The organism is Dactylosporangium sp. CA-152071 (assembly GCF_050936335.1).
GTDB classification, from domain to species: domain Bacteria; phylum Actinomycetota; class Actinomycetes; order Mycobacteriales; family Micromonosporaceae; genus Dactylosporangium; species Dactylosporangium maewongense.
In genome coordinates, this window is sequence record NZ_JBNJMZ010000002.1 from 4112250 (window position 1) to 4138949 (window position 26700).

Annotated in this window: 20 protein-coding genes; 2 read left to right on the forward strand and 18 right to left on the reverse strand. The window is 74.1% G+C overall.

Annotated elements, in window-relative coordinates:
• Positions 1-53: 53 nt before the first annotated feature.
• From ACQEVZ_RS58280 to ACQEVZ_RS58320, 9 genes are all read right to left on the reverse strand, one after another.
• Positions 54-1589: a TerD family protein gene (locus ACQEVZ_RS58280; protein ID WP_433385297.1), complete on the reverse strand. Its 1536-nt coding sequence runs from the start codon at positions 1587-1589 to the stop codon at positions 54-56.
• An 81-nt stretch (positions 1590-1670) separates the two neighbouring features.
• The gene (locus ACQEVZ_RS58285) at positions 1671-3389 is read right to left on the reverse strand and encodes a TerD family protein (protein WP_433385300.1); all 1719 of its coding nucleotides are present in this window, start codon (positions 3387-3389) and stop codon (positions 1671-1673) included.
• A 49-nt stretch (positions 3390-3438) separates the two neighbouring features.
• Positions 3439-4884: a TerD family protein gene (locus ACQEVZ_RS58290; protein ID WP_433385303.1), complete on the reverse strand. Its 1446-nt coding sequence runs from the start codon at positions 4882-4884 to the stop codon at positions 3439-3441.
• A gap of 28 nt (positions 4885-4912) precedes the next feature.
• Positions 4913-5731, reverse strand: coding sequence for a hypothetical protein (locus ACQEVZ_RS58295; protein WP_354903443.1), 819 nt, complete (start codon positions 5729-5731; stop codon positions 4913-4915).
• Positions 5728-6858 carry a cysteine protease StiP family protein gene (locus ACQEVZ_RS58300; RefSeq protein ID WP_433385306.1) on the reverse strand — a complete coding sequence of 377 codons (1131 nt, stop codon included), beginning with the start codon at positions 6856-6858 and terminating at the stop codon, positions 5728-5730. Before ACQEVZ_RS58300 ends, ACQEVZ_RS58295 begins: the two co-directional genes overlap by 4 nt.
• Positions 6855-8195: a phosphoribosyltransferase family protein gene (locus tag ACQEVZ_RS58305; RefSeq protein ID WP_433385309.1), complete on the reverse strand. Its 1341-nt coding sequence runs from the start codon at positions 8193-8195 to the stop codon at positions 6855-6857. Before ACQEVZ_RS58305 ends, ACQEVZ_RS58300 begins: the two co-directional genes overlap by 4 nt.
• Complete coding sequence (locus ACQEVZ_RS58310) at positions 8192-9415, reverse strand: HpcH/HpaI aldolase/citrate lyase family protein (RefSeq protein WP_433385312.1); 1224 nt, start codon at positions 9413-9415, stop codon at positions 8192-8194. Before ACQEVZ_RS58310 ends, ACQEVZ_RS58305 begins: the two co-directional genes overlap by 4 nt.
• A gap of 237 nt (positions 9416-9652) precedes the next feature.
• Positions 9653-10228, reverse strand: coding sequence for a TerD family protein (locus ACQEVZ_RS58315; RefSeq protein ID WP_344504522.1), 576 nt, complete (start codon positions 10226-10228; stop codon positions 9653-9655).
• Positions 10229-10590: 362 nt separating this feature from the next.
• A complete protein-coding gene (locus ACQEVZ_RS58320) occupies positions 10591-10830 on the reverse strand; it encodes a hypothetical protein (RefSeq protein ID WP_344504521.1) in 240 nt (79 codons plus the stop codon).
• Between the two features lie 544 nt (positions 10831-11374).
• On the opposite strand from ACQEVZ_RS58320, the gene ACQEVZ_RS58325 reads away from it, so the two are divergent.
• On the forward strand, positions 11375-12376 hold the full coding sequence (locus tag ACQEVZ_RS58325) for a hypothetical protein (protein ID WP_433385316.1): 1002 nt from the start codon (positions 11375-11377) through the stop codon (positions 12374-12376).
• 79 nt (positions 12377-12455) lie between these two features.
• Complete coding sequence (locus ACQEVZ_RS58330) at positions 12456-14912, forward strand: GTPase-associated protein 1-related protein (RefSeq protein ID WP_433385319.1); 2457 nt, start codon at positions 12456-12458, stop codon at positions 14910-14912.
• 36 nt (positions 14913-14948) lie between these two features.
• Here ACQEVZ_RS58330 and ACQEVZ_RS58335 read toward each other — a convergent pair whose 3' ends face one another.
• From ACQEVZ_RS58335 to ACQEVZ_RS58375, 9 genes are all read right to left on the reverse strand, one after another.
• Entirely contained in the window at positions 14949-16565 is a 1617-nt protein-coding gene (locus ACQEVZ_RS58335) for an Hsp70 family protein (RefSeq protein WP_433385322.1), read from the reverse strand.
• Positions 16566-16712: 147 nt separating this feature from the next.
• The gene (locus ACQEVZ_RS58340) at positions 16713-17990 is read right to left on the reverse strand and encodes a glycosyltransferase (protein WP_433385325.1); all 1278 of its coding nucleotides are present in this window, start codon (positions 17988-17990) and stop codon (positions 16713-16715) included.
• Positions 17991-18000: 10 nt separating this feature from the next.
• The gene (locus ACQEVZ_RS58345) at positions 18001-18261 is read right to left on the reverse strand and encodes a MerR family transcriptional regulator (RefSeq protein ID WP_344504805.1); all 261 of its coding nucleotides are present in this window, start codon (positions 18259-18261) and stop codon (positions 18001-18003) included.
• Positions 18262-18808: 547 nt separating this feature from the next.
• A complete protein-coding gene (locus ACQEVZ_RS58350; protein WP_433385328.1) occupies positions 18809-20089 on the reverse strand; it encodes a glycosyl hydrolase in 1281 nt (426 codons plus the stop codon).
• Between the two features lie 159 nt (positions 20090-20248).
• Positions 20249-21481, reverse strand: coding sequence for an endo-1,4-beta-xylanase (locus tag ACQEVZ_RS58355; RefSeq protein WP_433385331.1), 1233 nt, complete (start codon positions 21479-21481; stop codon positions 20249-20251).
• 12 nt (positions 21482-21493) lie between these two features.
• Positions 21494-22105, reverse strand: coding sequence for a polysaccharide deacetylase family protein (locus ACQEVZ_RS58360; RefSeq protein WP_433385334.1), 612 nt, complete (start codon positions 22103-22105; stop codon positions 21494-21496).
• Positions 22106-22205: 100 nt separating this feature from the next.
• Positions 22206-24404 carry an Hsp70 family protein gene (locus ACQEVZ_RS58365; protein ID WP_433385337.1) on the reverse strand — a complete coding sequence of 733 codons (2199 nt, stop codon included), beginning with the start codon at positions 24402-24404 and terminating at the stop codon, positions 22206-22208.
• 126 nt (positions 24405-24530) lie between these two features.
• Complete coding sequence (locus tag ACQEVZ_RS58370; RefSeq protein ID WP_433385340.1) at positions 24531-25379, reverse strand: adenosine kinase; 849 nt, start codon at positions 25377-25379, stop codon at positions 24531-24533.
• Between the two features lie 79 nt (positions 25380-25458).
• Positions 25459-26697, reverse strand: a complete 1239-nt coding sequence (locus ACQEVZ_RS58375) for a YncE family protein (protein ID WP_433385343.1) — start codon at positions 26695-26697, stop codon at positions 25459-25461.
• Positions 26698-26700: the final 3 nt, after the last annotated feature.

The window sequence follows — 26700 nt, forward strand, 5'->3', positions numbered from 1 at the left end:
GACCTGCGTCTGGCCATAGTGTTGGAGCAGCGGACTCTGCACAGCGTCCCCTTTCAGACCTCGTAGGGCTGGACCACGACGAAGTGGCCCTGCATTCCCATGAACTGGAGCGCGACGGACTCGCCGCTGGCGCCGGCGTAGATCTGCCGGGACACCCGGACCTGCGTCGACACCGCGACCCGCATGCCGGCGGTCCAGGCGACGACGGCGTTCATGTCACCGAACGTCGGGCCCTGGCACTGCAGCGTGACCGGGGTGCCCTTGGTCATGACCACGACGGTGCCCTGGCCCCTGACCTCCAGGTGGAACATGCCGCCACCCGGGATGCCGGGGCTCTCGATCCGCTTGACCTCGGTCTGGAGGGTCGAGTCGAAGGCGAGCACGTTGTTGGCGTTGATGCACAGCGCCTGGCCCTGCAGCTCGACGATGTGCAGGTCGCTGGCGTTCTCGGCGAGGAACACCTCGCCCTGGCCCTTCAGGGTCATGAGCTTCAGGCCCTGGCCGGTCATCGCGCCCTCGAACATCGCCTTCAGGCCGCCGGAGCCCTTGTACTCGAACTCGACGTTGCCCTGGTAGGCGACCATCGACCCGCGCCGCGCGTGGGCGTCCGGCCCGAGGGTGACCTTGACGAGCTTGCCGTTCTGCTTCGTCCAGCGGCCGGTGGTCGGCGCTTCCTTGTACTTCTGGATGCTGTGCATGACGCCGGGCTGGACCCGCTGGGCCTGCGACGGCAGCAGGTCGCCCTGCTGCGGCGGGTAACCGGGCTGGCCCTGGGGCGGGTACCCCGGCTGGCCCTGCGGCGGGAAGCCCTGCTGCTGGGGCGGGTAACCGGGCTGGCCCTGCGGCGGATAGCCGGGCTGCTGCGGCGGGTACCCGGGCTGCTGCGGCGGGAAGCCCTGCTGCTGCGGCGCCGGCGCGAACTGCTGCTGGGGCGGCGGAGGCGGCGGCGCGAACTGCTGGGTCGGCGGCGGGGGCGGCGGGGCGAAACCCTGCTGCGGCGCAGCGCCACCGGGCGGCGGCGCGAAGCCGGGCGCGGGACCCGAAGGCGCCGGCGCGGGCTCGTCGTCGACGTTGCCACCGTACGAGCGGATCAGGTCGGCGAGGCCGCCGGCGAAACCCTGCCCGACGGCGGCGGCGCGCCAGACACCCTTGCGGTAGAGGTCGCCGATGATGATCGCCCGCTCGGTGCCGAAGTCGGCGCCGGTGAAGCTGTACCGCATGACCTCCTGCCCGCCCGCGACGATGCGCAGGTAGCCGGACTGGAGCTGGCTGGCGGTGCCGGACGTCTCGATCGCCGCGCAGAACGACAGCTTCGCGACCTTCTCCGGCACGGCGTTGAGCGTCGCCCGGAACGAGTCGGTGTCACCGGACTGCGGGCCCAGCTTCTGGATCGACCCCTCGGGCGACTTCGGCTGGTTGAAGAAGATGAAGTAGTTGTCGTCCACGAGCTTGTCGTCGGCATCCAGCCCGAAGCACGAGATGTCCCACGTGATCCCGGGAGCGTTCAACTGGATGCCTACATACAGATCATCTCCCGTGGTGAAGTTCGAAATCGGGCTCTTCTGCCCCCGAGTGAATGACTGAGACACGTGATCTCCTCGGCTACAACGACAGCGCGTCTGCGATCAACTTATAGCGGCACCGGACAACCCCCGCGGGACACGGCCGGTTCATTGCCCGTTCGCCTGACGGGCGAGGCGGGCCAGGATCTCGTCGACGGCGGCGCTGCCCGTGGTCACGTCCGGCGTGAACGTCCAGGTCAGCCCCACCCACGGGTCGCCCATGTGGTCGCCGGACACGACCGGCAGCCGGGCCATCGAGCGCCACACCGCCCCGACCATGGGGCCGAGCGTCGAGGAGTCCGCCGGGTCGGCGACCATCAGCACGTGCACGCCGGCCTCGGGCCCCTCGTTGAGCAGGTACTGCAGGCGGGCGAAGGTGGCCTCGTCGAAACCGTACGGGAAGTCGTGCAGCACGAGCAGCCGCCGCCCGCCGTCGATGTTCTCGTAGGGCGAGCCCATCGCGCCGGCGCGCATCGCCATCTGCACCAGGTCGACCCGCTCGACGAGGTGCTCCAGCATGTCGCTGAGCGCCTGCGGGGTCGCTGCGACCGGCACCGACGCCGCCCCGCCGGGCGCGCCGCCGAGGTGGGCGCCGTCGAAGGCGCGGCCCGCGGCGCCGCCGCCGGCGAGGTCCGCCACCTGCACGCTGAGCTGGCCCGGCGGGTGCGCGGCGAGGAGCCGCACGACGACGGAGCGGGCCATCGCCTGGGCCGCGGCCCGGTCGGCGCCGGTCGAGTCGATCCACAGCGCCCGCATCAGCGGCAGCCGGAACAGCAGCGGGATCCGCAGCTCCGGCGACTCCGGCACGTGGACGTCACCGACGCGGATGCCGGCGGTCATCGTCTCCGGCAGGCGCCAGTCCCGCCAGCGCGGGCTGTCCCAGGCGGCCATCGGCGCCGGGAGTGTGCCCGCGAGGCTCCTGAGCTCGGTGACGAGCTGTTCGACGTCGCGGCGGCGGTCCGTCTCGGCGCGGCGGACGAGCTCGTCGTGGCGGCGGTCGGCCTCGGCGCGGGCCGCGGCCGTCTGCGGCGAGTTGCGCAGCCGCGGGTCGTTGAGCAGCTCGCCGACCTCGTTGTCGCGGCGCTGCTCCGCGTAGCCGACGGCGGAGCGCAGCGCCGACGTGGACCGGGCCGCGTCCTGGAAGATCGACCACACCTGCTGGTAGAGGCGCTCCTCCAGGGGGCCGCCGACCTCAGGCAGCGGCTGCTGCGAGGCGGCGGCCGGGGCCGCGCCGGTGCCGGGGAAGTGCGGCGACGACGTCACCGGCCCCGACGTGCCCGGGAAGTGCGGGGACGACGTCACGGGGGCCGGCGGCGGCTCCTCCTGCTCGACGTCCACCCCGTGCGCCGCGATCAGCTGGGCCAGGCCGCCGGAGTAGCCCTGGCCGATGGCGCGGACCTTCCAGGCGCCGGCCCGGCGGTACAGCTCCCAGGCGATGACGGCCCGTTCCTCGCTGAGGCCCTGCATGGCGAACGTCCCCAGCTCCGTGCCGGTCGCCTCGACGAGCCGGGCGACCGGCGCCGGGCCGGACCCGAACGTCGTGGTGTGGTCGTCGGGGCTGATGACGGCGATGACCCGGTCGACGTCGGCGGGGATCTTCGCCAGGTCGATCTCGACCCGTTGCGCCCCGCCGGCGCCGCCGGTCAGCCACGTCAGCCCCGGCGCCGCCGGCTGGTTGTAGAAGACGAAGTCACCGTCGGTCCGGACGCGTCCCGTCTCCGCGAGCAGCAACGCCGACAGGTCGACCGCGATGCTCGCGTCGACCATGATCCTGACCTGCTGCGCCGCCAGGGGCGCGTTCTGCCCCTTGACGAAGACCACCGTCATTGTTCCCCCTCCTGATGCCGACGGATCCTGACTCCTGACTGCCGGGGCCCTACAGGAAGCGGCCGAGCTGCGGGATCATCTCCAGCGGCTGCTTGGCGTTCTGGGGCTCGCCGATCGCCGTCATCTTCCAGGCGTTGCCGTCGCGGTGCAGCTTGGCCATGACCATGCCGGTGCTCGGCGTGCCGCCGGAGAGCGTATAGCGGGTGAGCTCCGCGCGGGTCGTCTCGTCCACCAGCCGACAGAAGGCCTGCTCGACCTGCGCGAAGGTGTGCCCCTCGTACGACGTGACCACGAAGATGATCGAGGTGACGTGGGCGGGGACGCGGTTGAGGTCCACGACGATCGACTCGTCGTCGCCGTCGCCGGCGCCGGTGCGGTTGTCACCGGTGTGCTGGACGGAGCCGTCCTTGCTGCGCAGCTGGTTGAAGAACGCGATGTCCACCGGCTGCTTGTCGGCGAACAGGATCGCCGAGGCGTCCAGGTCGATCTCGACCTCGCGGTTGCCGAACAGGCCGCGCTTCTTCAGCGGGTCCCAGCCCAGACCCATCCGGACCAGGCTGAGCGACGTGCCGTCCTGCTTGCGCAGCGACACCCGCTGGCCCTTGCTGAGGTTGACGGGGCCGCCGGGGCCGCCGACCGGGGCGTCCTGCGGCGGGGCGGCGGGCTGCGGCGGCGCGACCGGCGGCATCTGCTGGGTCGGCTGCCCGTACGGGGCGGCGGGAGGCTGCTGGCCGTACGGGGCGGCGGGAGGCTGCTGACCATAGGCCGGGGCGGCCGGGGGCTGCTGGCCGTACGGCGGCGGGTTGTGCTGCGGGGTCTGCTGCCCGTACGCCGGCGTCTCCTGCGGCGGTGCGACGTGCGCGGGCGCCGTCTGCGCGGGCATCGTGTACACCGGCGCGGCGGGCGGCGGCGGGGTGGCGGGCGGCTGGGCCACCGGCGGCGCGGACTGCGGGGCGGGCGGGGCGGACTGCGGGGTCGCGGCCGGCGCCGGCGCGTCGTCGACCGACACGCCGTGGTCGCGGACCAGGTCGGCGAGGCCGCCGGCGTAGCCCTGGCCGACGGCCCGGACCTTCCACTCGGCACCGCGGCGGTAGATCTCCAGCGCGATGACCATGCTCTCGGTGTCCAGCCCGGTGATCACGTACTGGACGAGCTCGCCGCCGGCCTGGTCGTACACCTTGGCGACCGGCGGGGCGAACTGCCCGAACCGCTGGCCGGTGCCGTCGACGCTGACCACGACGCGGACCTTGTCGACGTCGGCCGGGATCGCGCCGGTGGTGACCGACGCCTGCCACCTGCCGCCGCCGGTGTCACTGACGGAGACACCGGGGCCTTGCGGCTGGTTGTAGAAGACGAAGTCGGCGTCGGTGCGCACCTTGCCGGCCGCCGTCACCAGCAGCGCGGACAGGTCGGTGGCGACGCCGACCTCCACCACGACGCGCACGTCGTTGGCGGTCAGCGCGGTGTTCTGGCCCTTCACCAGCACGGTGGCCATGCTCTGTTCTCCTCTTGTCAGATGTCCCTCAAGGCCGACCGTCACCGGTCTGCGCCACGTACCAGTCCAGAATCTCGTCGCCGGCCGCCGCCCCCGCGGAGGCCGTGGTCAGGCAGTGCGGCGAGGTGAAGCCCGTGAGGTGCAGCTCTCCGTGCGCCGGCCGGATCGCCGCGTGCGCCGCCCGGAGCATGTCGGCGTCCAGCAGGGAGTCCCCGCCGGCGACGACCCGGTCCGCGCCCAGCCGCTCGGCGGCATGCGCCACCGCCGCGGCCTTGTCCAGCCCGGTGGGCAGAAGATACAGCTTCCGGCCCTGCAGTGAGACCCTCCAGCCGTTGATCCGCCCCCAGCCGGCGGTCTCCTCGGCGAAGTCCGTCAGCCACGGCTCGCGGACCTTGACGGTGAGGTAGATGAAGAAGTCCTCGACCGCGCGGACCGCGTCGAAGCCGCGCTGGTCGCGCCAGCGCTGCGCCTCCCGCCACACGTCGTCGAACGACGCGCCGCCCGCGCCGAGGCGCCCGCGCACCTGCCGCTCCCAGGCCGGGTCGGACTCGCCGTCGACCAGCAGGCGGGCGCCGTTGCACACGACCGCCGCCGCGGGGCGCCGCCCGGGCAGGCGCAGCCGCTGGTACTGCTCGACGGAGCGGGTCGTGGCGGGCACGACCACGCCGGCGTCGGCGAGCCCGGTCCACTGCCGCACGACCCTGGTGGTCATGTACGCGTAGATCCGGTCACCGTCGACGTCGATGGGCACGAGGTCCTCGTCCGCGGGGCGGACCGGCCCGTGCGACATCGCCTTCTCGGAGAAGATCACGGTCCCGTCGAGGTCCGTGGCGACCACGGTCGTCATTGCGTGGCCCCCTGGAACCCTCTGGGCCCCTTGGGGCGGATCAGGCCGACGCACGCGTAGGGCAGGTCGGCGACCTCGTCGACCGGGACGCCGGTGTCCTTGGCGAGGAGCAGGATGTGGCCGAGCTCGGCGTGCGCGTCCGGGCGGATCAGGATCCGCCACGGGGAGCGGCGCAGCAGCACCCGGGTGGTCTCGCCGACGCCGGGCTTGAGCAGGTTGATGTCGTCGAGGCCGTACTCGGCGGCGAGCCGCACCGCGATGTTCCAGCCGCTCCAGTCGGGGGTGCGGTCGGTGGCGGCGAGCACGGGCCAGTCGGCGGCGACGCTGGCGGCGACCGCCGGGAAGTGCGCCTCGACGGCGTCGAGGAACAGGTTCGACACGTCGCCGGGGGCGAGCTCCCGGTAGAACTTCGCGCCGTGGAACTGGCCGGGCCCGATGTACCGGTCGTTGAGCACCGTCCGCGACACGAGGCCCGACACGGTCGAGTTGAGGCAGGCGGACGGGATGAGGAAGTCGTCGCGGGTGCCGAAGATCTCCGTGCAGCCGCCAGGGTCGGCCAGCACCGCGAGCGTCGGGTCGAAGGGCAGCCCCGCGACGGCCTCGCGCAGCTCGCGGCAGATCGCGCCCTTGCCGGTCCACCCGTCGACGAACATGACCTGGGCCGGATCGTGGTGCCGGGCGAGGTGCCGCATCGCCTCACCGTCGATGCCGCGGCCGCGCACGATCGACACCGCGTAGTGCGGCAGCTCCACGCCGTGCGCGAACTGCGCCCAGCGGCGCATGAGGATCCCGACCGGCGTGCCGGCCCGGGCGAGGGACACGAGCACCGCGTCCGACGAGCGCGCCTTGATGACCAGCTCGGTGACGACGCCGACCGCGTGCGCGACCCGCGCCGCCGACGCGGCCAGGGCCTCGTGGAACAGCTCGAGGTACTCCCCCGTCGGCTGGTACTCGATCGGCAGCGACTCGGCGTAGTGGCCGGCCTTCGCCTGCATCATCGCCTCGCGCTCCTCCGCGGGCGCCTCCAGCGTCACGTGCGAAAGGTCGGTCAGCAGCCAGCTCACCTCGGACGCGGCGTAGGACGAGAAGTCCGGGCCGTGCAGCGGCGGTGGGGGTTGGACGTTCACCGGGTACCTTCCTGCGGATCCGTTGCTCGGGTGACTGCCGGCCGGAGGTCCGGGATGACCACGACCGTGACACCTTGGCAGACTCCGCGCAGCGCCGCCACCAGCCCCCCGTCCTCCCACAGTGCGGGAGAATCGCCGGTCCGGTCGACGACGAGCACGATCCGGTCGAAGCCGCGCACGTTGTACGCGAAGCGGGGCTTGTCGGTGTCGGTGCCGTCGTGCGCGGCGAACGTGAGCCTGGTGCGGATCGCGTACCCGGGCGTGTCGACCGGCAGGACCGGCGAGCGGGTCGTGGAGGAGAAGCGGACCGGCCGGTGCCGGGCGAGCGCGCGGGCCAGCAGCAGCGGCGCGTACATCAGCTCCTCGCTGCCCAGGACCAGCACCGGCGCGTCGGAGTTGTCGGTGGGCAGCCCCGCGGACACCAGCGACGCGAGCCGGTCGGCGGTGTCCAGCAGCGTGGGGCGGTGCACGGCGGCGAACCCGTGCCGGCCGCCCTCGGGCAGGCCGGCCGGCCACTCGGCGTCGATCCTGGTCACGGGGGCTTCGCCGGGTCGCTGCGGCGGCTGCGGTACGTCCAGCGCCGCCACCAGGTCCCGCCCGCGCTCGAGGGCGTCGCCGGGCAGGAGGGCCTCACCGGCGGCGAGGGACACCACGTCGATGCGGGTGCCGAGCTCCTCGCCGAGCGCGGCGAAGCCGGTCCGGTCCGCGGCGGTCCGCAGGTCGAGCAGGGCGGCGACGACGTACCGGTCGCGGGGGCGCACGGCGTGCAGCTCGCGGATCGTCGCCTGGGCGGTGCGGCCCGTGGTCAGCTCGTCGTCGACGAGGACGAGCGGGCCGTCACGGTCGAGCCAGTCGGCGTCGGCGGGCAGCAGCAGGTGCTCGGTCGCGTGGCTGTGCGCCTCGTCGAACCTGCCCAGCAGCGCCACGCCGGGCACGGACCGGCGGGTGGAGTGCAGGTAGTCGGCGTCGGCGAACGTGTCGGCGACGACGTGCCCGAGGGAGGTGGCCGTCTCGGCGTACCCGACCACCAGCGGCGGGCCGTCGGGGACCTTGACCTCGTCGAAGTCGCGCGTGTCCCAGCCGGCGGCCGGGTCGGTCTCGGCGCCCAGGACGGCCGCCGCCCGCAAGCCGAGCAGGCGCCCCGCGGCGTAGATCGTGTGCGGGTCGGCGGGCACGTGCTTGCCGAGGACCTGCGACACCACCAGGTGGGCGCGCCGCGGGTTGCGCCGCACGGCGAGCCCCGCCAGGTCCGCGACCCGCGGGTTGTCGGCGTCCGCGTCGACGAGCCGGACGTCGAGGCGCTCGGTGACCCAGGCGCCGGACCAGACCTCGCTCACGCCACCGGCTCCCTGCTGCTGACCGACGCCTCGAGGAAGTCGACGAAGTCGAGGCCCTCGGCGGCCACGCCGAAGATGTCGGCGCGCACCAGGGTCCGCTCCGCCCACGACAGGTGCGGCCGGACCTCGTTCATCTTGTTCATGTAGACGCTGCGCAGCACCCCGCCGCCGCCGTCGCCGGCGTAGTCCTCGCAGATCGCCTTCGCGTCGCAGTACTCCTCGTGGCTGACGACGCTCAGCGCGTGCACGGCCGCCGCGTGGCTGGGGTGGATGACGGTCTTGCCGACCATGCCGTTGGCCTTGTCGAGCACGATCTCGCGGATCAGGCCGTCCAGGGACTGGCGCACCAGCTTCGTGCGGAGCATCGGGTCGTGGTCCTCGAACGGCGTGACCCGCAGCTGCGGCTTGAGCACCCGCTCGCCGCCGGAGAAGTACTCCCACACCGGACCCGTCACCTCGTACCCTGCTCCCGCGGTGGGCGACCCCGGGCCGCCTCTGCCGCCCCAGCCGCCCCGGCGGGCCAGCACGTTGACGATGTCGGTCAGGATGCCGGCCACGACGTTGACGTCCCACGCGGTCAGCTCCGCCGTCCGGCGCAGGGCGTAGATGCTGCTCAGATCGGTCGCGCCGACCCTGACGGCCAGGACCCGGTCGCGGTTGCCATCGAGCATGTCACGGACGGCGAGCAGGGTCGGCATCCGGGTCTCCGCGTAGGCGATCTCCGGGGTCTCGAGGACCGGCATCGCATACAGGGGCAGGCCGCTGCCGTCGGCGATCTCCCGGACCGCCTTCAGCCCCGCCTGGCCGGACTCGTCGGGGCGGAACTTCGGCAGCACGAACCCGCTGAGGATCCGCAGATCGTCACCGAGCCGGTCGGCGAGCCGGTAGATTTGGTCGGAGTGGCGGACCCGCACGAAGACCAGCGGCCCGCCCGTCTCCATGCGCGCGAGCAGGCGCAGCTGGTGCGCGAGGTTCAGCTCGGCCTCGTCGACCTCGCTGTCACGGATCGAGTCCTCGAGGCAGCCGACCATGCTCATCACGCCCTCGGCGTGGCAGCGCAGGATGTCCTCGGCCAGGCGCGGACGCACCGCCGGGGAGTACAGGGTGGCGCCGAGCGCCATGGCGAGCACTTCAGGGGGACTGTCCTGGGAGAACGTGGCAGGCAGCCGGTGGAACAGGGCCCCGGCGGACAACCCGTCCAGGTGGGAGAAGTAGCGCACTCGGTGTCCTTTCTTCTCTGACCCGGGCGGGACTGCGTGCTGCGGTGCCGCCGCGCGACCTGGACCTTAGGTCAGGTTTGTGAATTCGAGCGGCATAGACCTGAAAACCCCCGTGGCGGATATCGGACTGCGTGAGTCTGCGGTCGCTGCCCGTAACGGACCGGTGGGTACGGAACCGCGGGCCGTCCGTCCGTGTGGATGGGCGACCCGCGGCGGTGGTGCTGGGACCCGTCAGGGTCAGACGTTGATGCCGAAGTCCCGGGCGATGCCGGCGAGGCCGGACGCGTAGCCCTGACCGACGGCGCGGAACTTCCACTCGCCGCCGTTGCGGTAGAGCTCGCCGAACACCATCGCGGTCTCGGTCGACGCGTCCTCCGACAGGTCGTAGCGGGTGAGCTCGGCGCCGGTGTTCTGGTCGACGACCCGGATGTAGGCGTTGGACACCTGGCCGAAGGACTGCGAGCGGCCGTCCGCGTCGTAGATCGACACGAGGAAGGCGATCTTGCTCACCTCGGCGGCCATGCCGGCCAGGTTGACGTTGATCTGCTCGTCGTCGCCCTCGCCCTCACCGGTGAGGTTGTCACCCTGGTGCTGGACCGTGCCGTCCGGCGACGCGAGGTTGTTGAAGAACACGAAGTGCTTGTCCGAGAGGGACTTGCCGGACTCGCCGCAGATGATCGCGCTGGCGTCCAGGTCGAACTCGGCGCCGGTCGTGGTCCGGACATCCCAGCCCAGACCGACGGACACGGCCGTCAGGCCGGGCGCCTGCTTGGTGAGGCTGACGTTGCCGCCCTTGCTGAGGCTGACTCCCACGAACTCCTCCAACTACTCGGTATGCGGGGCATCCCCCGCTGTTGCAATGCGGTCCGAACCGTCCGGACCATTTCGAAAGGCCGCCATGAACGTGCCGACTGCCGCGAAAAGAGTCGCAGATCAGTGGAGCCGCCGACGACAGGAGCTATCGATTGCACCGGAAATTCATGTGCGAGTGTAGTGGCTGCCCCCAAGCCCCTGATCAACCTCCCGCACGGACCCGGCCCCGCCGGGGGCCGGCACGGTCCACGTCGTCGCAGGTCACGGCCGAGCTTACCGATCGGGAAGGCAACGGCGGCGGCGCTTGGCGCAGGCCCGCGGGCGTTGCTGCGAATTCGCTGGGAACCCGGGCGGGCACCCGGTCAGGGGGTGTCGGCGGGGTCGGGAGCGTCCGGCGTGGCCTGCGACGGGTCGCCGCCGCGGCCCGGGCGCCAGCCGGCCTCGTTGAGGCGGCGCAGCCGGGCGACCCGCTCGGTCAGGTCCGCGGTGATCTCGTCGGGGCTGGCCCCTTCCTCCATCGCCGCCGACCGCGCGGTGCGCAGCTCCCGGTGCAGCAGCTCGGTGATCCGGTCAGCCGGCGGGTCCGTGGGCGGGGTGGCCATGCCCCTATGCTCCCAGACCAGCGCCCGAAGGGTCAGCCGCAGCCGGGGACCGCCACGCGGACGCCGGTCCGGCGGCCCTCCCACCGGCGACCAGAAATGCCGGCCAGGTGCAACCGCGCATGACGCCCCCTCCACACTCGGTCCTCGGGCGCGCCCTCACGGCCCGGATGTTCTTTGACGGACGGCACGCGAAATCACATTGACCATCGACGATCACATGACCTCAAAGCGGGCGAACCGTACGCATTGGCCGGCACCGTCGGTCCCGATCCACCGCAGTGGCGGCACGGCCGCCCGGGCAGGGTCGTTCGTTCATGAACGGCGGAAGGCGATCCGTTGACGCCGCGGTGCCGATCGACGGAACCGGTGGCCGAAAGGCCGAGCCGCACCGGTCTGATCGATCTCCGATTCGCCGGTTCGTGCCGTTCCCTTGCAAATATGCAATGCCAGACTGGCATGTGCGTGCAACACGACGATTCGGCGCAGCATCACATCCTGCCTGCCCGCATCACGCGAGCCTGGAAATTGTCGAAGGGGAATCGTCATGCCTCGACTTCTGGCGACGGCGGCCGATGAGGTCCGCAGCCTGGCCAGGCTCGGGACGCTCGCGACGACTGTCGCAGGAGCGGACGAGCCGGAGCGCCTCCGGCTGACCGGCGGCGCCTACTCGGTGGTCTACCCGGTCGTCTACACGGGGCTCACCCAGGGCATGGAGCGCAGGCGCGGTCACCCGGCGTGCGCGGTGTCGGTCCGGCACCTGGCCGACGACTGCCTGGACCGCTTCCACGACGACGTCGAGGCGGTCGTCCACGACGTCGTCCGGCGGGCGACCGCCCCCATCGACAACCTCGACGCGTGGATCTGCGGCCTCATCAACTCCGCGACCGTCAACGGGCATCGCCGCCGGCGCGGCGAGATCGGCGCCCTGCAGCGCCCCCGCGCCCCGAAATGGCTGGTCGACGGGCTCGGCGGCGACCGCTGGCTGGTCCACCTCGCCGTGCAGATGCTCAACTGGGTCGGCAACCCGGTCACCGCGGGGACCAACGTGTGGCCCGTCGACAGCTGGACGGCGCAGCGCTGCCGGTTCACCGGCGACTGGGACGCCGCCGTCGACGTGCGCCACGACATCGAGGCGGTGCTGCGGGTCATGCGGGCGAAGCGGGAGTGGTACGAGCGCTACGTCGAGGGCCCCCTCGGGCACAAGCACGTGCCGGTGCCCCGGTACGCGCCGGAGTGCCCCGCCGGCGACCAGGACACCCCCGCCCTCAGCCTCATCGACGTCGGCGAGCGCGACGACCTGTACATGCGGGAGCTCGCCCACCTGGCGATGACCGCGATGCGCACCCGGCTGCGGGCCGGCGAGGACCCGGCCACCGTCGTCGCCGAGGTCATCGCCGTCGCCTTCGGTGACGGCGCCGTGCCCACCCTGGACGGCGGGCCCCGCCTGAGCGACACCGCGGGCGACCACGTCGGCCGCATCCTGCGAGACCAGGGCCGCATCCGGGACATCGTGGCCGCGGTGCTCGCCGTCGTCGAGGACCTGTAGACCCACCGCTCTCTTCTCTCTGACGGACCGGTCCGTCAGAGAGCGCCGAACCGTGGGCGGCGAGGATGGGAGCGACGGCATGGACGACGAGACGCGGCGGGAGCGGTCCGCGGCCACCTTCCTCGGGGGGACGCGCGCCGTGCGCACGGTGCTGCTGTACGAGCCGGCGGGGCGGGACGAGCCCGGTGCCGGGGACCCGCCGCAGCCGTCGTTCCGCCACGTCGCGGCCGGCGGCTCGTTCGCCACGACGCTCCGCCGGCACCTGGGCGACGCCGGCCAGGTCAGCCACGGCATCGTCACCGACGACCCCGCCGACTACGGCACGCTGCGGCCGGCGCAGCTCTTCGGCGCCCCGCTGTGGTCCCCGCCCCCCGCGGCCGCTCCGCCCCTCGCATCCGCCCCGCCGGTCGCGGCCGTCCCGCCGGTCGCGGCCGTCCCGCCGGTCGCGGCCGTCCCGCCGGTCGCGGCCGTCCCGCCGGTCGCCGTGCCGCCGGACTCCCCCATGTCACCGCCACCGGGGCCGCGCATCCCGGGCGGGGCGCTCGCGGGCGGCGGGCCGGCGACGACGCTGACGCCGGCACTGGTCCGGGAGCGCGTCGCGGCCCAGCCGGGCGGTGCCGCGATGCTCCTGGCGCTGGTGTCCGCCCTGGACCGGGCCGGCGAGCCGGACGCGCCGGTGGTCGTGCTCGTCGGCTCGGAGGCCACCCGGATCGTCGAGTGGATCGCCGCCGGCACGCTGCTGCTGCCGCCGGCGCGGGCCCTCGCCCTCGGCTTCGAGGTCAACGCCGGCGACCCCGCCACCGCGGGCGTCCCCGTGGTCGGCGTCGACCCCGCCACGGCCGCCGGGCTCACCGGCCGCGGCTACGCCGTCTTCGACCTGGCGGCCGGCGCGTTCCCGGCCACGACGCCGACGGCGCACGCGCTGCGGTGGGTCGGCGGGTTCCTGCAGGACGACCCGCGGGCCGTCGTCGAGGCGCTCGACCTGGCCGCCGCCTGCGGCCTCGAACCGGACGCCGCCGCCGCGCTCGGCCTCGCCGCCGTGCTGCGCCGCGAGCCGGCTCTGCCGCACGCCCCGGCGATCGCCGGCTGGCTGCGCGACGGCCCGCAGGCGCTTCGCCGCGCGTACACCGGCGGCATCACCGACATGCTCACCAGCTCCGTCACGGCATGGCCGCGACCGGTCCTCGAGGCGCTGGACGACGCCGCCGCCGACGGGCTCCTGCCGGGGAGGGCCGCCGCCGTCCGGCTGGCGCTGCTGCGCGGCGAGACCGACGCCGCCGCGCTGCGCGCCGAGGTCGCCACCCGCGTGCCGCCCGCGCTGCCCGCCGGCGAGTGGACGGCCGCGGACAACACCACGGCCCGCCGGCTCGTCCTCGCCGCCCTCAACGCCGGGCCCGCGCCGCTCGGGTCGGAGGCGCTGCTGCGGGTCGCGGGCCGCTTCGGCATCGACGTCCAGCCGTCCGACCTCGCCGACCGCGGGCGGGACCTCGTCGAATTCTGGGCCGGGCACCCGCGGGCCGGCTTCGACCCCGGGCTGTGGCCATGCGGCGACCGGCTCACGGCGGCGCTCGTCGACGAGCTGACCCGGCGGGTCAAGGCCGTCCCGGTGCGCCGCCACGACATCGCCGCCGGCTGGTGGCGGTGGCTCCTGCCGCGCATCGCCACCCTGGAGCCGCCGCTCGCCGAGGCCGTCCTCGCCGGCGCGGTCAGCGACGACGTGGACGGCGCCGAACGCGCCGCGCTCGTCGAGCACCACCTGACCGCGGCGGCCCACGACCCCGACCGGTTCCTGTCGACGGCCGCCGCCCTGTGGAGCCTGACCGACCCGTCCGTGGACGAGCTGCGCCTGCTCAAGCGCCTGGCGCCGGCCGGTGTGGTGCTGCCGGCGAAGACCCTGGAAGGGCTCATCGGCCGGCTGGTCGGCGACGCGCCGCTGGCGCACGAGGACGTGGACGTCGCCCACCGGCTCGTCGACGCCGGTCTGGTCCCCCGCCACCGCCGGCTCTTCCAGCTGCTCGCCGACGACCGCGTCCTGCGCGCCGTGGTGCGCCGCCTGACCACGGCCCCCGCCGGTCCGGCCGGCAGGCCGCTCGGTGACGGGCCGGTCGTCGCGCTGCTGCACGAGCTGGAGGAGCTGCCGGCCCGCCTGGTCACGCTGCACTCCCCGGGCGTGGCCGCCGCCCTCGCCCGCAGCGCCCCGCCCCGCGAACTGCTCGCGGTCCTGCGCCGCCACCCCGGCGTCGTCGAGCACTACGTCACCCTGCTCAGCGACCTGCTCCGCAAGCCGGGCGACGAGCGGCACGCGGTCATCGCCTACCACCTCATGCACAACAACGACAGCCGCGGCCTCCGCCCCGTCCTGACCGCCCCCGTCCTGCGCTGGGCGACCCGTGCCTCGAGCCGCCAGCTGCGCCGCGTCGGCGAGCTCATCGCCGGCTTCGGCCCCGCCTGGTCCGCGTCCTGGGCGGCCTACCTGGAGCACGTCCGCTCGCAGCGCCGCATCTGCCGCCTCATCCACCCGTTCGGCAACCACTGACCCCGCCCCGGCCTGACCCCGCCCGGCCTGGGGGCGTCACCGGCGGGTGCGGAGGGCGGCCAGGTTGCCGGCGGCGAGGAGGGTCAGCAGCGTGACCGCGAGCCAGAAGCCGGGGCCGGTGCCGACCATGTCGCCGGGTGTCCTGCCCTCCGGCAGGCGGCTCTGCCCGGCGACGGCGGCGGCGAGCCGGTCGGTGACGAGCAGCTGACCCGCGACGAGGGCGAGGGCGGCGAGCCCGGCGAGGACGGCGGCGGCCACCCGGCGGCGCCGGTCCTGCGCGAGCCCGACCGTGACGGCGAGGACGGCACCGAGCAGCAGGAGTCCGGCGATGTACGACGGCTGCGGCGCGAGCCGGTCCGGCCGCCGCTCGCCGTCCGGGCGGAGCTGGTCGGACGCGACGTCGGGGGTCCCACCCGACGCGAGGTCGAAGCCGGTGTAACTGGTCGTGCCGCCGGGCTTCGCGCGGCCGTAGCCGTCGGGGAGTCCACAGGAGACGGTCGCGAACGGCAGCGCGAAGCACAGCAGGATCAGCAGCACCGTCGCCGGGCTCAGCCACCTGCGCCGCAGCGGAGTGGCCGCCGGTCCCGCCACCGGCGGCGGGGGCGCGGCGGGGGCGGCCGCGGCCGGCGGCGCGGTCGCGTGGAGGGCGCCCTCGGCGACGACAGTCTCGGGCCGTTCGACCGTGGTGGGCGCGACGCCGAGCCGCGCGTGCAGCAACCGCGCCAGCGACGGCAGCCGGCTGCCCCCGCCGACGAGCAGCACCTCCGCCGGCTCCCCGCCCCCGGCGCCGGACGCGGCGACGAGGTCGGCGGCCAGCTCGGCGACCGGGGCGAGGAGCGGGGTGGCGGCCGACTCCAGCTCCTCGCGGGTCAGGTGCGGGTCCGACGGGTAGCCGGGGACGTGGACGGGGGCGACGCTGAGCCGGGACAGGCTCTCCTTCGCCGCCCGCACCTCCTGCCACAGCAGCAGCCGGTCGCGGCGGTCGGCGGCGGTCACCGGCGACTCCAGCCGCTGCCAGGCGGCGGGCGCGGCCGCGGACACCACGGCACCCAGGACGCCGACCAGCGCGGCGTCGACGTCGAGGCCGCCGACGTCCAGGCCGCCCTGCGCCACCACCTGACCGTCGCGGACCACGGCGAGGTCGGCGGTGCCGGCGCCGAGGTCGACGACGAGCAGCGCGGCGCCCGGCGGCACCGGGGCACCCGCCGCGGTCAGGTACGCGGCGGCGGCGAGCGGCTCGCTCACCAGGTCCACCGCGCCGAGCCCGGCGCGCGCGGCCGCCTCGGCGAGGACCTCCCGCCGCGGCGCGCCCCACCCCGCGGGCACGGTCAGCACCACGTGACCGCCCGGCGCCCGGGCGGCGACCACGCGGAGGACCGCGGCGAGGGCGTCGGGGACGGCGACGGCGTGCGGGCCGAGCAGGACGGCGCCGTCGTCGATGCGGCGCTTCGGGTTGGGTTCGAAGGCGGCGGGGTCGGCGCGGGCCAGGCGCTCCGCGTCGAGGCCCGCGACCAGGACACCGTCCGCACCGGCGTGGACCCCGGACGGCAGCTGCTCCCGGCCGTCGAACAGGACCGGCCGCACCCGGCCGTCGGCGCCGCACACCACCGCGACCGTGCTGGAGGTGCCGAGGTCGATGGCGAGCCGGTCCACAACCAGCAGCGTACGCCCGCCACCCATCGACCGCCGCGCACGCAACGACCGCGGGACACCCACCGGCCGTCGGCGCCGCCGCGCACCCGACCGACGCGGGGCACCCGCCGGCCATCGGCCGCCGCCGGGAGTCCGGCGCGGGCGGCGCTACACGATGGCGGCCAGCTGGGCGGCGACCTCGTCGGGGTGCGGGCGGGCGGCGATGCTGGCCTTGAACCTGCCGGCGGTCACCCGCAGCCCGTAGTCGGACAGGAGGCGGTGCAGCTGGTCGGCGGTGATCGCGGACGCCGACATCGCCCAGCCGGCGCCGGAGCGCTCCACCACGCCCGCGTTGTGCCGGCGGTCGCCGGGGCCGGGGACGACCAGCTGCGGGACGCCGGCGGCGAGCGCGCCGAGGACGGTGCCGGCGCCGCCGTGGTGCACGACGGCGTCGAGGGTCGGCATGAGCGCGTCGAGCTGCACCCATCCGGTGGTGTACACGTTGCCGGGCAGCGGATCGGGCAGCCCGCGCTCGGGCCGGACGAGGAGGATGTCGGCGTCGACGCCGGCCGCGACGGCGACGATCGCGCGCATGATGCCGCCGTTGCCCGGCCCGTCCACGGTGCTGCGGGTGACCGCGATCCGCGGGCGCGCCCCGGCGGGCGGCAGCGGCGTGACCGGCTCGCCGCCGGGGCCCGCCGAGCCGCCCGGACGCACAGCGCCGCCCACGCCGGCGAACGGGCCGCCCAGGCCAGCGGCGGGCCCACCCAGGCCCGCGAACGGGCCGCCCGGATGCGCGGCGGAACCGCGCAGGTCAGCGAACGGGCCGCGCGGGTGGGCGAACGAGCCGGTCCGGTTCGGGGACGCCCCGACCGGCAGGCGCCGCATCGGCAGGCCGGGCCGCTCCCCCACGAGCTCGGCCGGCGCGATCTGCACCACGGCCGCCGGGTCGGGCAGGCCGTCGACGCGGTGCCGGCACAGCGCCGGCCCGGCGGTCACGGCGGTGAGGACGGCGCCGTCGAAGAGGTTGTTCTCGTGCCGGACGGCGGGCACCCCGCGCCGCGCGGCCACGACCGCCCCGGCCACCGCGAGGGGCTCGTGCACCACCAGGTCGGGGCGGAACCGGTCGGCGGTCGCCGCGACACCATCGACGAGCTGCTCGTTGACGGTGCCGAACAGCAGCCCGACGCCGCGGGTCCCGCCGGTGCCGGCCAGCTCGGCGCGCGCGACGAACGGGTGCCGCAGCATCGTCCGCCGGGCGATCCGGGCGAAGGAGAAGCCCGGCGCGACGTCGACGACCGGCAGCTTCGCGGTCCGTCCGGCGGTGAGCGCGTCGGCGGCGGTGGCGATCAGCACGTCGTGCCCGGCCCGGCGGAGCGCCTCCGCGAGCGGCACGAGCGGCAGCATGTGGCCAAGCAGCGGCGCGGACACGAACAGCACACGCATGAGGTGGACTCTAATCGATCTCCTCGGATCGCAGGTCCCGGATGGTGCGTTGGGCCGCTTCGAGCTGGTCCTCGAGGTCGATGATGCGGCACGCCGCCTCGAGCGGGGTGCCGCGGTCGCACAGCTCGCGGGCGCGGGCAGCGAGCCGTAGCTGGTGCCGGGAATACCTGCGGTGCCCGCCGTCGGAGCGCAGCGGGCTGATGAGCTTCAGCTCGCCGAGACGGCGGAGGAAGTCGTGCGAGACGCCGATGATCGCCGCTGCGCGGCCCATGGTGTAGGCGGGGAAGTCGTCGTCGTCTAAAGGATGGTCCGAGGGGGACACGTCACCTCCGCGTCGAGGGCCCCGGCGCTTTCGCGCCGGGGCCCAGGGTATTGGGTCGTTACACCATCTACCGACACGAATGCCGGATTGTCATGTCCACACCTGCCGCGATGCGCGGCGACGGTGCGGGGATCGCATCTGCCAGACCGGAGACCACCTCTCGTTCGATGGATACTGCGGTGCTCGCCGGACCGTGTGCACGGTCCACAGCGGGCGATCCAACGGTGTGAACCCTCCCCTTTCTCTCGTCGTTCCCTTCCAATCGTGCCGGACGAGTCGCAGCCAGTCGCGGCTCTGTCCCTTCACCCTCGGAGGGGTGGCATCGTCAGCGTCGTTTTCCGACTCTCTTGACCCCAGTAACGCTACCCCCGCCCACCACGAAAATCTAGCGTCGACGTACCAGGTTTTCTGACTTCACTCATGGGGGTTCACTGACGGCGAACCGCTGACACGAGCCGCCGGGCAGTGGTACAGCCCCACCGCGGCGAGGTGGCCGTCAGCCGGCCGCGCGGTAGGCCTGCCCGGCAGGGGTCGCTGTGGTGCCGTCCTTGTACAGGCCGTAGGGCAGCGAGTCGCCGACCGCCGGCAGGGAGAACCAGGCGTAGCGCTCGATGTAGGAAGTCGCCTGCATGCGGGTGGTCGTCGCGGTGATGAACGCGGTGATCTGCGCGGTGTTCGGGAACTTGGGCGTGCCGGAGAAGTTCATCAGGCCGTACTCGGTGACCCAGATCGGCAGGCGGTACCGGTCGTACACGGCCTGCAGGTAGCCGGCGAACTGCCCGGCGGCGGCGTCGCTGAAGTCGGAGCCGTACCAGTGCAGGGTGATAAAGTCGACCCGCCGGTTCTGCTGCCGCGCACCGGTCATGAAGCGGTCCAGCCACCCGCCCGGGGTGTTGCCGCCGTACGCGACGGCGGGACTGCCCAGCCGCATGCCGGTCGACTCGAGCCGCGGCCACAGCGAGAGGGCCTGCTCGACGGTCATGTTGGCCTGCCCGGCCAGGTCCGGCTCGTTGAAGCCGAGCAGCACCTTGCCCTCGCTCTTCGCCTTCGCCAGGGTCGCGTCGGTGACGTTGGCGGCGCCCCAGATCATCGGCACGAACTCCGCGGCGGCGGGCATGCTGTCGTTGCTCGGCGACCAGTTGTAGTACCAGCCGGCGCCGACGTTCGTGACGGCCTGCGACAGCCCCGGGAACTCCCAGGTGCTGACGCCCTTCTTCTTCGCCGTCACCGGCGGCTGGGACGAGCCGGGCGGGGTCGTCGGGGTGGTCGGGGTGGTGGTGCCGCCGGGCAGCCTCCAGGCCTGGTTGGCGCCGCCGGTGCAGGCCCAGATCTGCAGGCGGGTGCCGTCGGCGGAGCTGTTGCCCGACGCGTCCAGGCACTTGCCGGAGTTCGGGTTGACGAGGCGGCCGCCGCTCGCCGTCCACCGCTGCGCTCCGGTGCCGTTGCACGCCCACAACTGGACCTTGGTGCCGTCCGCGGTGCCGGACGCGGCCACGTCGAGGCACTTGCCGAGCGCGCGGACGCTGCCGTCGGACTCGACGGTCCACTGCTGCGCGCCGGTGCCGTTGCAGGTGTACAGCTGGACCGCGGTCCCGTTGGCGGAGTTGGCGCCGGCGACGTCGACGCACTTGCCGCCGATCCCGGTGATCGGCCCGGCGGTGGCGGCAGCGGCGTTGGTGAGCCCGAAACCGAGCCCGACCACGCCGAGCGCGGCGACGGCGGCGGTCGAGACGATGAGCGCGAGGGTCCGTCGGCGGACGGTCCGGTGGAGCTTCATGCCACTCAAGCTCGCCGATGCGAAAATGCACGTCAAGCCGGGAGACCCGACTTCATCGAAGTCTAAGACAAACTTGAGAGAGCGCTCTCCCACCCGTGGGGACCGGGGATCCCGCACTGTCCGGCGTCGCCGCCGCAACGCCGGACAGCGGTCCCGGGATCAGCGCCGCGGCAGCTGCCGTGGCGCCTGCGGGATGCGCGGCTGGACGAGCGGCGGCCCGGCCGCCACCAGGTCGCCCTGCACCGTCCGCAGCGACTTCTTCGGGTTGTACGAGGCGTCCCACAGGCACCCGAGACCCTCCGGCGGGTTCTTGAACCAGCCCGGGATCCACGAGTACCTGTCGGTGAAGCCCCACACCGTGAACGACAGGCAGTGCCGGTTCATCAGGCACGCCTGCAGCAGCACGTGGTAGTTGTACGCGGCCGCCTGGTCCCGGGCGTTGACGTCGGCCCCGGGCGCCGGCAGCGTGGGGTCGGCGGCGTTCTGGGTGAGGCTGCGCGCGTCGACCTCGGTGAGCGCGACCGCGAGCCCCAGGTCGGTGAAGCGCCGCAGCGCGTCGGCCACCTGGAAGACGTCGTAGTTGCCGTACTGCGTGGCGAGGTGGCCCTGGCTGCCGACGCCGTCGATCGGGACGCCACCCGCGCGCAGGCGCTTGACCAGGTCGTAGACGAACTGGGTCTTGTCGCCGGCCCCGCCGTCGCCGAACGCCTCGATGTTGTAGTCGTTGTAGAACAGCAGCGCCTTCGGGTCGGCGGCCCGCGCCGCCCGGAACGCCTCGGCCAGGTAGTCCGGGCCGAGCAGGTCGGCCCACTTCTGCTTGAACGACCCGGCGTTGCCGCCCAGGTGGATGGCGCCGGGCGTCTCCCACGGGTCGCTGACGGCCTCGTTGACGACGTCCCACTGCCAGATCCGGCCCTTGAAGTGGCTGACCACGGCGGTGATGTGCTGCTTCAGCAGCGCGCGAAGCTGCGGGCCGTCGATCGAGCCGTCGTTGATGCCGGCGCTCAACCAGCCCGGCACCTGGCTGTGCCAGACCAGCACGTGCCCGCGCACCAGCTGCCGGTTGCGCACGGCGTTGTCGATCAGCGCGTCGGCCGGCCCCCAGTTGTACGTGCCGCGGGTCGGCTCCAGGCTCTCCCACTTCATCGCGTTCTCGGCGGTGACGGTCGAGAACTGGGTGTCGACCATCGTCTTGTAGGTGGTGTCGGCCGCGTACGCGGCGGGGTCGACGGCGGTGCCGAAGTACAGCCCGTGCCGCGCGGCGAGCGAGCGCAGCGTCTGCTCCTGCGGCTTCGCCGGCGTGGCGTCGTGCGCCGACGCCGCGACGGTGCCCAGCGAGCCGACCGCCACGACGGCGAGGACGCCCGCGTGCACCAGTCTTCGCAATCGCATGCATGCTCCGTTTCAGGGTGAACCGTCGGGCGCGACCGCCCGGCCGGTGGCGGTGGAGATCATGCCGGCGCACAGGCCGCGGGCGGTGAGGTCCGCGACGATCTGCGGCACGGCGTCGATCGTGGCCTGGTGGCCGTCATGCATGAGCAGCACGCCGCCCGGCTGGAGCGTCGAGGCGGCCCGCACGATCCGGTCCGTGCCCGCGCCGTTCCAGTCCTGCGAGTCGACACTCCACAGGACCTCGGTCAGCCCGAGCCCGGATGCGACTGCCTGCAGGGCGGCGTTCGTCTCGCCGTACGGTGGCCGGAACAGCCTCGGCGTGGTGCCGGTCGCCCGGCGGACGGCCCGCTGGGTCCGCGCCAGCTCCGAGGTCATCCGCGCGGTGTCGAGCCGGGTCAGGTGCGCGTGCGTCCAGCTGTGGTTGGCGACCCACATGCCGGCCGCCCGCTGCGCCCGGGCGAGCGCCGGCTCGGCCTGCACGTGCCGGCCGACGTTGAAGCACGTGGCCCGCACCTCGGCCGACCGCAGGGCGTCCAGCAGCGCGCCCGTCGTCGCCGGGTTCGGCCCGTCGTCGAACGTCAGGGCGACGTAGCCGTCGGCGGCGCGGCTGTCCACATGGGTCACGTGCCCTCCGGGTGGCGGGTTGGCGGCGGGGTGCTTCGTTGATATCCGCCGATTCCCGGCCCGGGAATGAATTTCGGAAGCTTTCGAAAGCCCTTGACAGCTACGGTGCGCTGACCGTGCTCTGCTCGATCAGTGCGATGAGGTCGGTCCAGTCCTCGATCAGCTGCGCCTGGTCGATGCGGGCGAGGCGGCGCTGCGCGCCGCGGCCGGCGGCGGCGTCGGCGAGGTGCCGGCGCAGGATGTCGTCGACCTGGTCGATGGTGGAGTGCTCGCCGAGCAGGTCCTCCGCGTCGTCGAGGTCCAGGTACACGACGAGCTGGGCGCACAGGTCGCGGCAGCGGCAGACGAAGGACGGCAGCCAGCGCTGCGGCGGGCCGCTGAGGTGCTCGACGAGCAGCTCGAGGTCGAAGTGCAGCTCGTCGCCGCCGTCGGTGCGCACCTGCCACGGCGGCGTCGCGATGAGCCGGTCGGACGGGTCGGCGGCGGCGTGCCTGGCGAGCGCGGCCGTGTCGGGGAAGAGCAGCAGCCGGCCGTCGGGGTCCGCGGCGAACACGTGCTCGAACGCGTCACCGCCGTGCAGCTGCCCGCGCAGCGTGACGCCCTGCAGGCTCGGGGTGACGAGCTCGATCAGCTCGACGTTGACGAGCACGGTGCCGTCGGACCCCGGCGGCGCCGTCCAGACCGGCCCGTCCGGCCGCGGGACCTGCCATGACTGCTCCCCCTGCCACGCCGGAGGCTGCCCTTGTGGCGGCTGCGGCAGGTGTACGGGCGGCGCCGGCCACTGGTGCCGCGGCGGCACCCACTGCCGCTGCGACGGGACGGGCGCCTGCTGCGGCGGGACGGGCTGCTGGGGCGGCCATCCCGCGGGCTGTGCGGGAGCGGGCGGATGCGGTGGCCACCCCGCGGGCTGCTGCGGGACGGGCGGCTGCTGCGGTGGGAGTTGCTGCGGTGGGGCCTGGAGGTGCGGCCATCCCGTGTGCTGCTGCCATCCGGGCGGCTGCGGCTGTCCGGGCGGCACGGGCCCCGGCTGGACCTGGCCCGGCATCGGCTGCGGCGGACCGGACGTGGGCAGCGGCTGCGGCGGGCCGGACGTCGGCGCCGGGTGCTGCCACGCCGCCGGCGCCTGCGGGGACAGGGGCACCGCGCCCGAGGTGTCGCCGCCGGAGATCGGGACGGGACCCGTCCAGCCGATCGGGCGCTGACCCACCGGCGGGCCGGCGGGCGGCAGGCCGGTCACCATCGGGTCGATGCTACCGGCGGCGACCACCAGCTCGGGCTGGTCGATGACGGTCGGCGCGATGCCCAGCGCGCGGTGCAGCATCGTGGCGACGAGCGGCATCCGGCTCGCGCCGCCGACGAGGATGACCGCGCCGAGCGGGCGCAGCGGCACCGGGCACTCGGCGAGAGTGGCGGTGACCGCGGCGACCGTCCGCTGGATCAGCGGCGCGGCGAGGCCGTCCAACTCCTCGCGGGTGAGGATCTGGTCGGTGTCCAGCAGCGGCAGGTAGAGCAGCGCCGAGCTGGTCCGGGACAGCATCTCCTTGGCGTTGCGGACGTCGTCCCACAGCTGCCGGCGGGCGGCGCGGTCGGCGACGGTCGCCGGGTTGTCCAGGCGGGCCCACCGCTCCGGCGCCCCGGACCGGCGGCGCAGCAGGTCGACGATCGCGGCGTCGACGTCCTGGCCGCCGGTCTCGTCGAGGCCCGCGCTGCACAGCACCTCCATCCCGCCGGTGCCCGGGCCGCCGCTCACCGGGCCGTGGCGGACGACGGCGACGTCGAAGGTGCCGGCGCCGAGGTCGTACACGAGGAGATCGGCGGGCGCGGGGCCGTGCCGCCGCAGGTGGAACGCGGCCGCGGCGACCGGCTCCGGGACGAGCCTGACGCGGGCGGGGTCGAGGCCGGCGGTGGCGGCGGCCCGCAGGAGCGTGGCGCGGCGGCCGGGGCCCCACGCGGCGGGGTGGCAGATGGTGGCGCCGGTGACGCCCGTGCCGCCGATGCGCCGCGCCTCGGTGACGACGCGGTGCAGCAGCGCGCCGAGCAACGCCTCGACCGTCACCTCGGCACCGAGCAGCACGACGCCGTCGTCGATGCGGCGCTTCGGGTTGCCTTCGAAGCGTTCGGGCCGGGCGCGGGCCGCGTACACGGCGTCCCGGCCGACGAGGAAGTCACCGGCGTCGCCGGCGAGGACCGCGGACGGCAGCAGCGGCGCGCCGTCGAAGAGGACCGGCTCGGGCGGCCCGCCGTCGCGGCGCAGGAACGCCACGGTGCTGGACGTGCCGAGGTCGACGCCGAGCTCCACCGCTGACCCCGCTCCTCCCCTGTGCCGTCCGACCATCGAAGTCGCGGACCCCGGCGGGTGTCAAGCCACCGGGCGGGCGCAGGACCCCGCCGGAGCGGTCAGCCGGGACCGGGCGCGCCGGAGTGGTCAGGCGGGACCGGACACGCGCCGGAGCAGGTCGGCGGTGGTGATCGGGTCGACCCGGGTGCTGGGGACGGTGCACGCGTGCGCGCCGGCGACCGCGCCGTACCGCGCGCAGGTCGCGGCCGGGGCGCCGGCGAGGTGGCCGTACAGGAACCCGGACACGAACGCGTCGCCGGCGCCGTTGGAGTCCACCGCGGGCGCGGGCAGCTCGGCGACGGGCACGTGGACCACGTCCGGCGCGCCCCGCTCGAGCAGGTACGCCCCGTCCGCGCCGGCCGTCGCGACCGCGATCCGCGGACGGCCCATCGCGAGGACCCGCCGCAGCGTGCCCGGCACGTCCGGCAGCGCCGCCGCCGACATGAAGACGATGTCCGCGCCGCGGGCGAACTGCTCGTGATACGCGTTGACCCCGTCCCAGTCGTGCAGGTCGGTGGAGACGGTCACGGGCAGCCCGGCGAGCACCTCGACGGCGTGCTGGCACGGGTGGGTGATCGACACGTGCACGTGCCGGGCGGATCCGGCGAGCGACAGCAGCAGCTCGGCGGGGAAGAGGGCGGCGTCGTCCTGGCGGCTGCCGTCGTAGAGCGACAGGCGCCGGCCGAGCGGGTCGACGAGGTTCACGGCGCGCTTCGTGCCGGCGGGCGTCGGCACCGCCACGAACCGCACGCCGCGCCGCTCGTGCAGGTCCCGCACCAGCCGGCCCTCGGGGTCGTCGCCGAGCACGTCGAGGTGGGTGGTGGGCAGCCCCAGCGCGTGCAGCCCGAGGGCGACGCCGTCGCCGGTCTGCCCGGCGCGGGTCTGGATCGCCGGCACCAGGTAGCTGTCGGCGAACGGCAGCGGCAGGCTCGGCACGGACACCACCGTGTCCACCCCGCCCCGCCCAGAACAAGGATCATGCCCCCGACCCTAACGCCGGGGGCACGAGCGACCATTAGCGCGGGGCGGTCCAGTCGGTGGCGACACGGCCCAGCCGGACCCGCTGCGGGTGGTCACCGACGGCGACCGAGGCGACCTTCTGGCCCGTGGCGAAGCTGATCGCGGTGACCTGGTCGGCGCCGGACTCGGAGATGACACAGTCGCGGCCGTCGGCGCTGACGGTCGCCCAGTACGGCTTGCTCGCCGTCACGAGCGGGCCCGGCGCGAGCGTCGAGCGGTCCACGACGGTGGCGTAGTCGTCCATCGTGCCGGCGACGCACACCCTGCTGCCGTCGGGGCTCATCGAGAGGCCGTGGTGGCGGGAGTCGTTCACCCACGTGGTGCGGTCCTCGCTGGTGGCGGGGTTCTTCGGCAGCGTCGCGATCCGGGTGATGCGGTCGGCGGCGACGTCGTACTCGACGAACCCGTTGAAGAACGACACCTGGAAGTACAGGGTCGACTCGTCCGGCGTGAACACGGCCGGGCGCACCGCGTCGGACAGGTCCGTGCGGCCGTACGCGTCGAGCCGCTGCCGCATGTCGATCACCTTCGCGGTCTGGAAGGTCGCGGTGTCCACGACCGTGATGTGCCGGTCGCCCTTCGTCCAGTCCAGCCACGGATCGTCCAGCGCGGTGTTGACCTCGCCGATCGACATGTTCCACAGGAACCTGCCGCCGGCGGTGTAGACGTTCTCGTGGGGTTTGTCGCCGGTACCGAAGGACCCGACCTGCCGCCCGGTCACGATGTCCAGCACGTGCACGGTGTTGGAGGTGGAGGCCGACACGGCGACCCGGGTGCCGTCGGGCGAGACGGCCATGTGGTCGGAGCGGAACCCCGACACGGGGAAGCGCCACCGCAGCGCGCCGGTGCGCAGGTCGATCGAGACCACGTCGGCGAAGCTCGGCCGGGACACGACGAGCGCGGAGCCGTCGGGCGTGGTGTACATGTCGTCGACGAGCTGGTCGTGGCCCTCGCCCGGACCCTGCTGGACGCCGAGGTAGAAGGCGAGCTTGACGGGGTTGAGGTAGATCTCCCACAGGCGCTGGGACTTGTCCGGCACGACGTTGATCCGGCCGAGTCTGGTGTACGCGCCGCTGGGCCGGATCACGTCGACCGTGCCGTCCCAGTTGTTGCCGACGAACATCACCTGCTGCAGGGCGGCGGCAGCGGCAGGTACGGAGGCGGTGATCGGCACGAGGGTGGCGGCGGCGACGAGACCGGCGACGAGCGCGCGGCGGGCTCGCTGGAGTGTCACGGG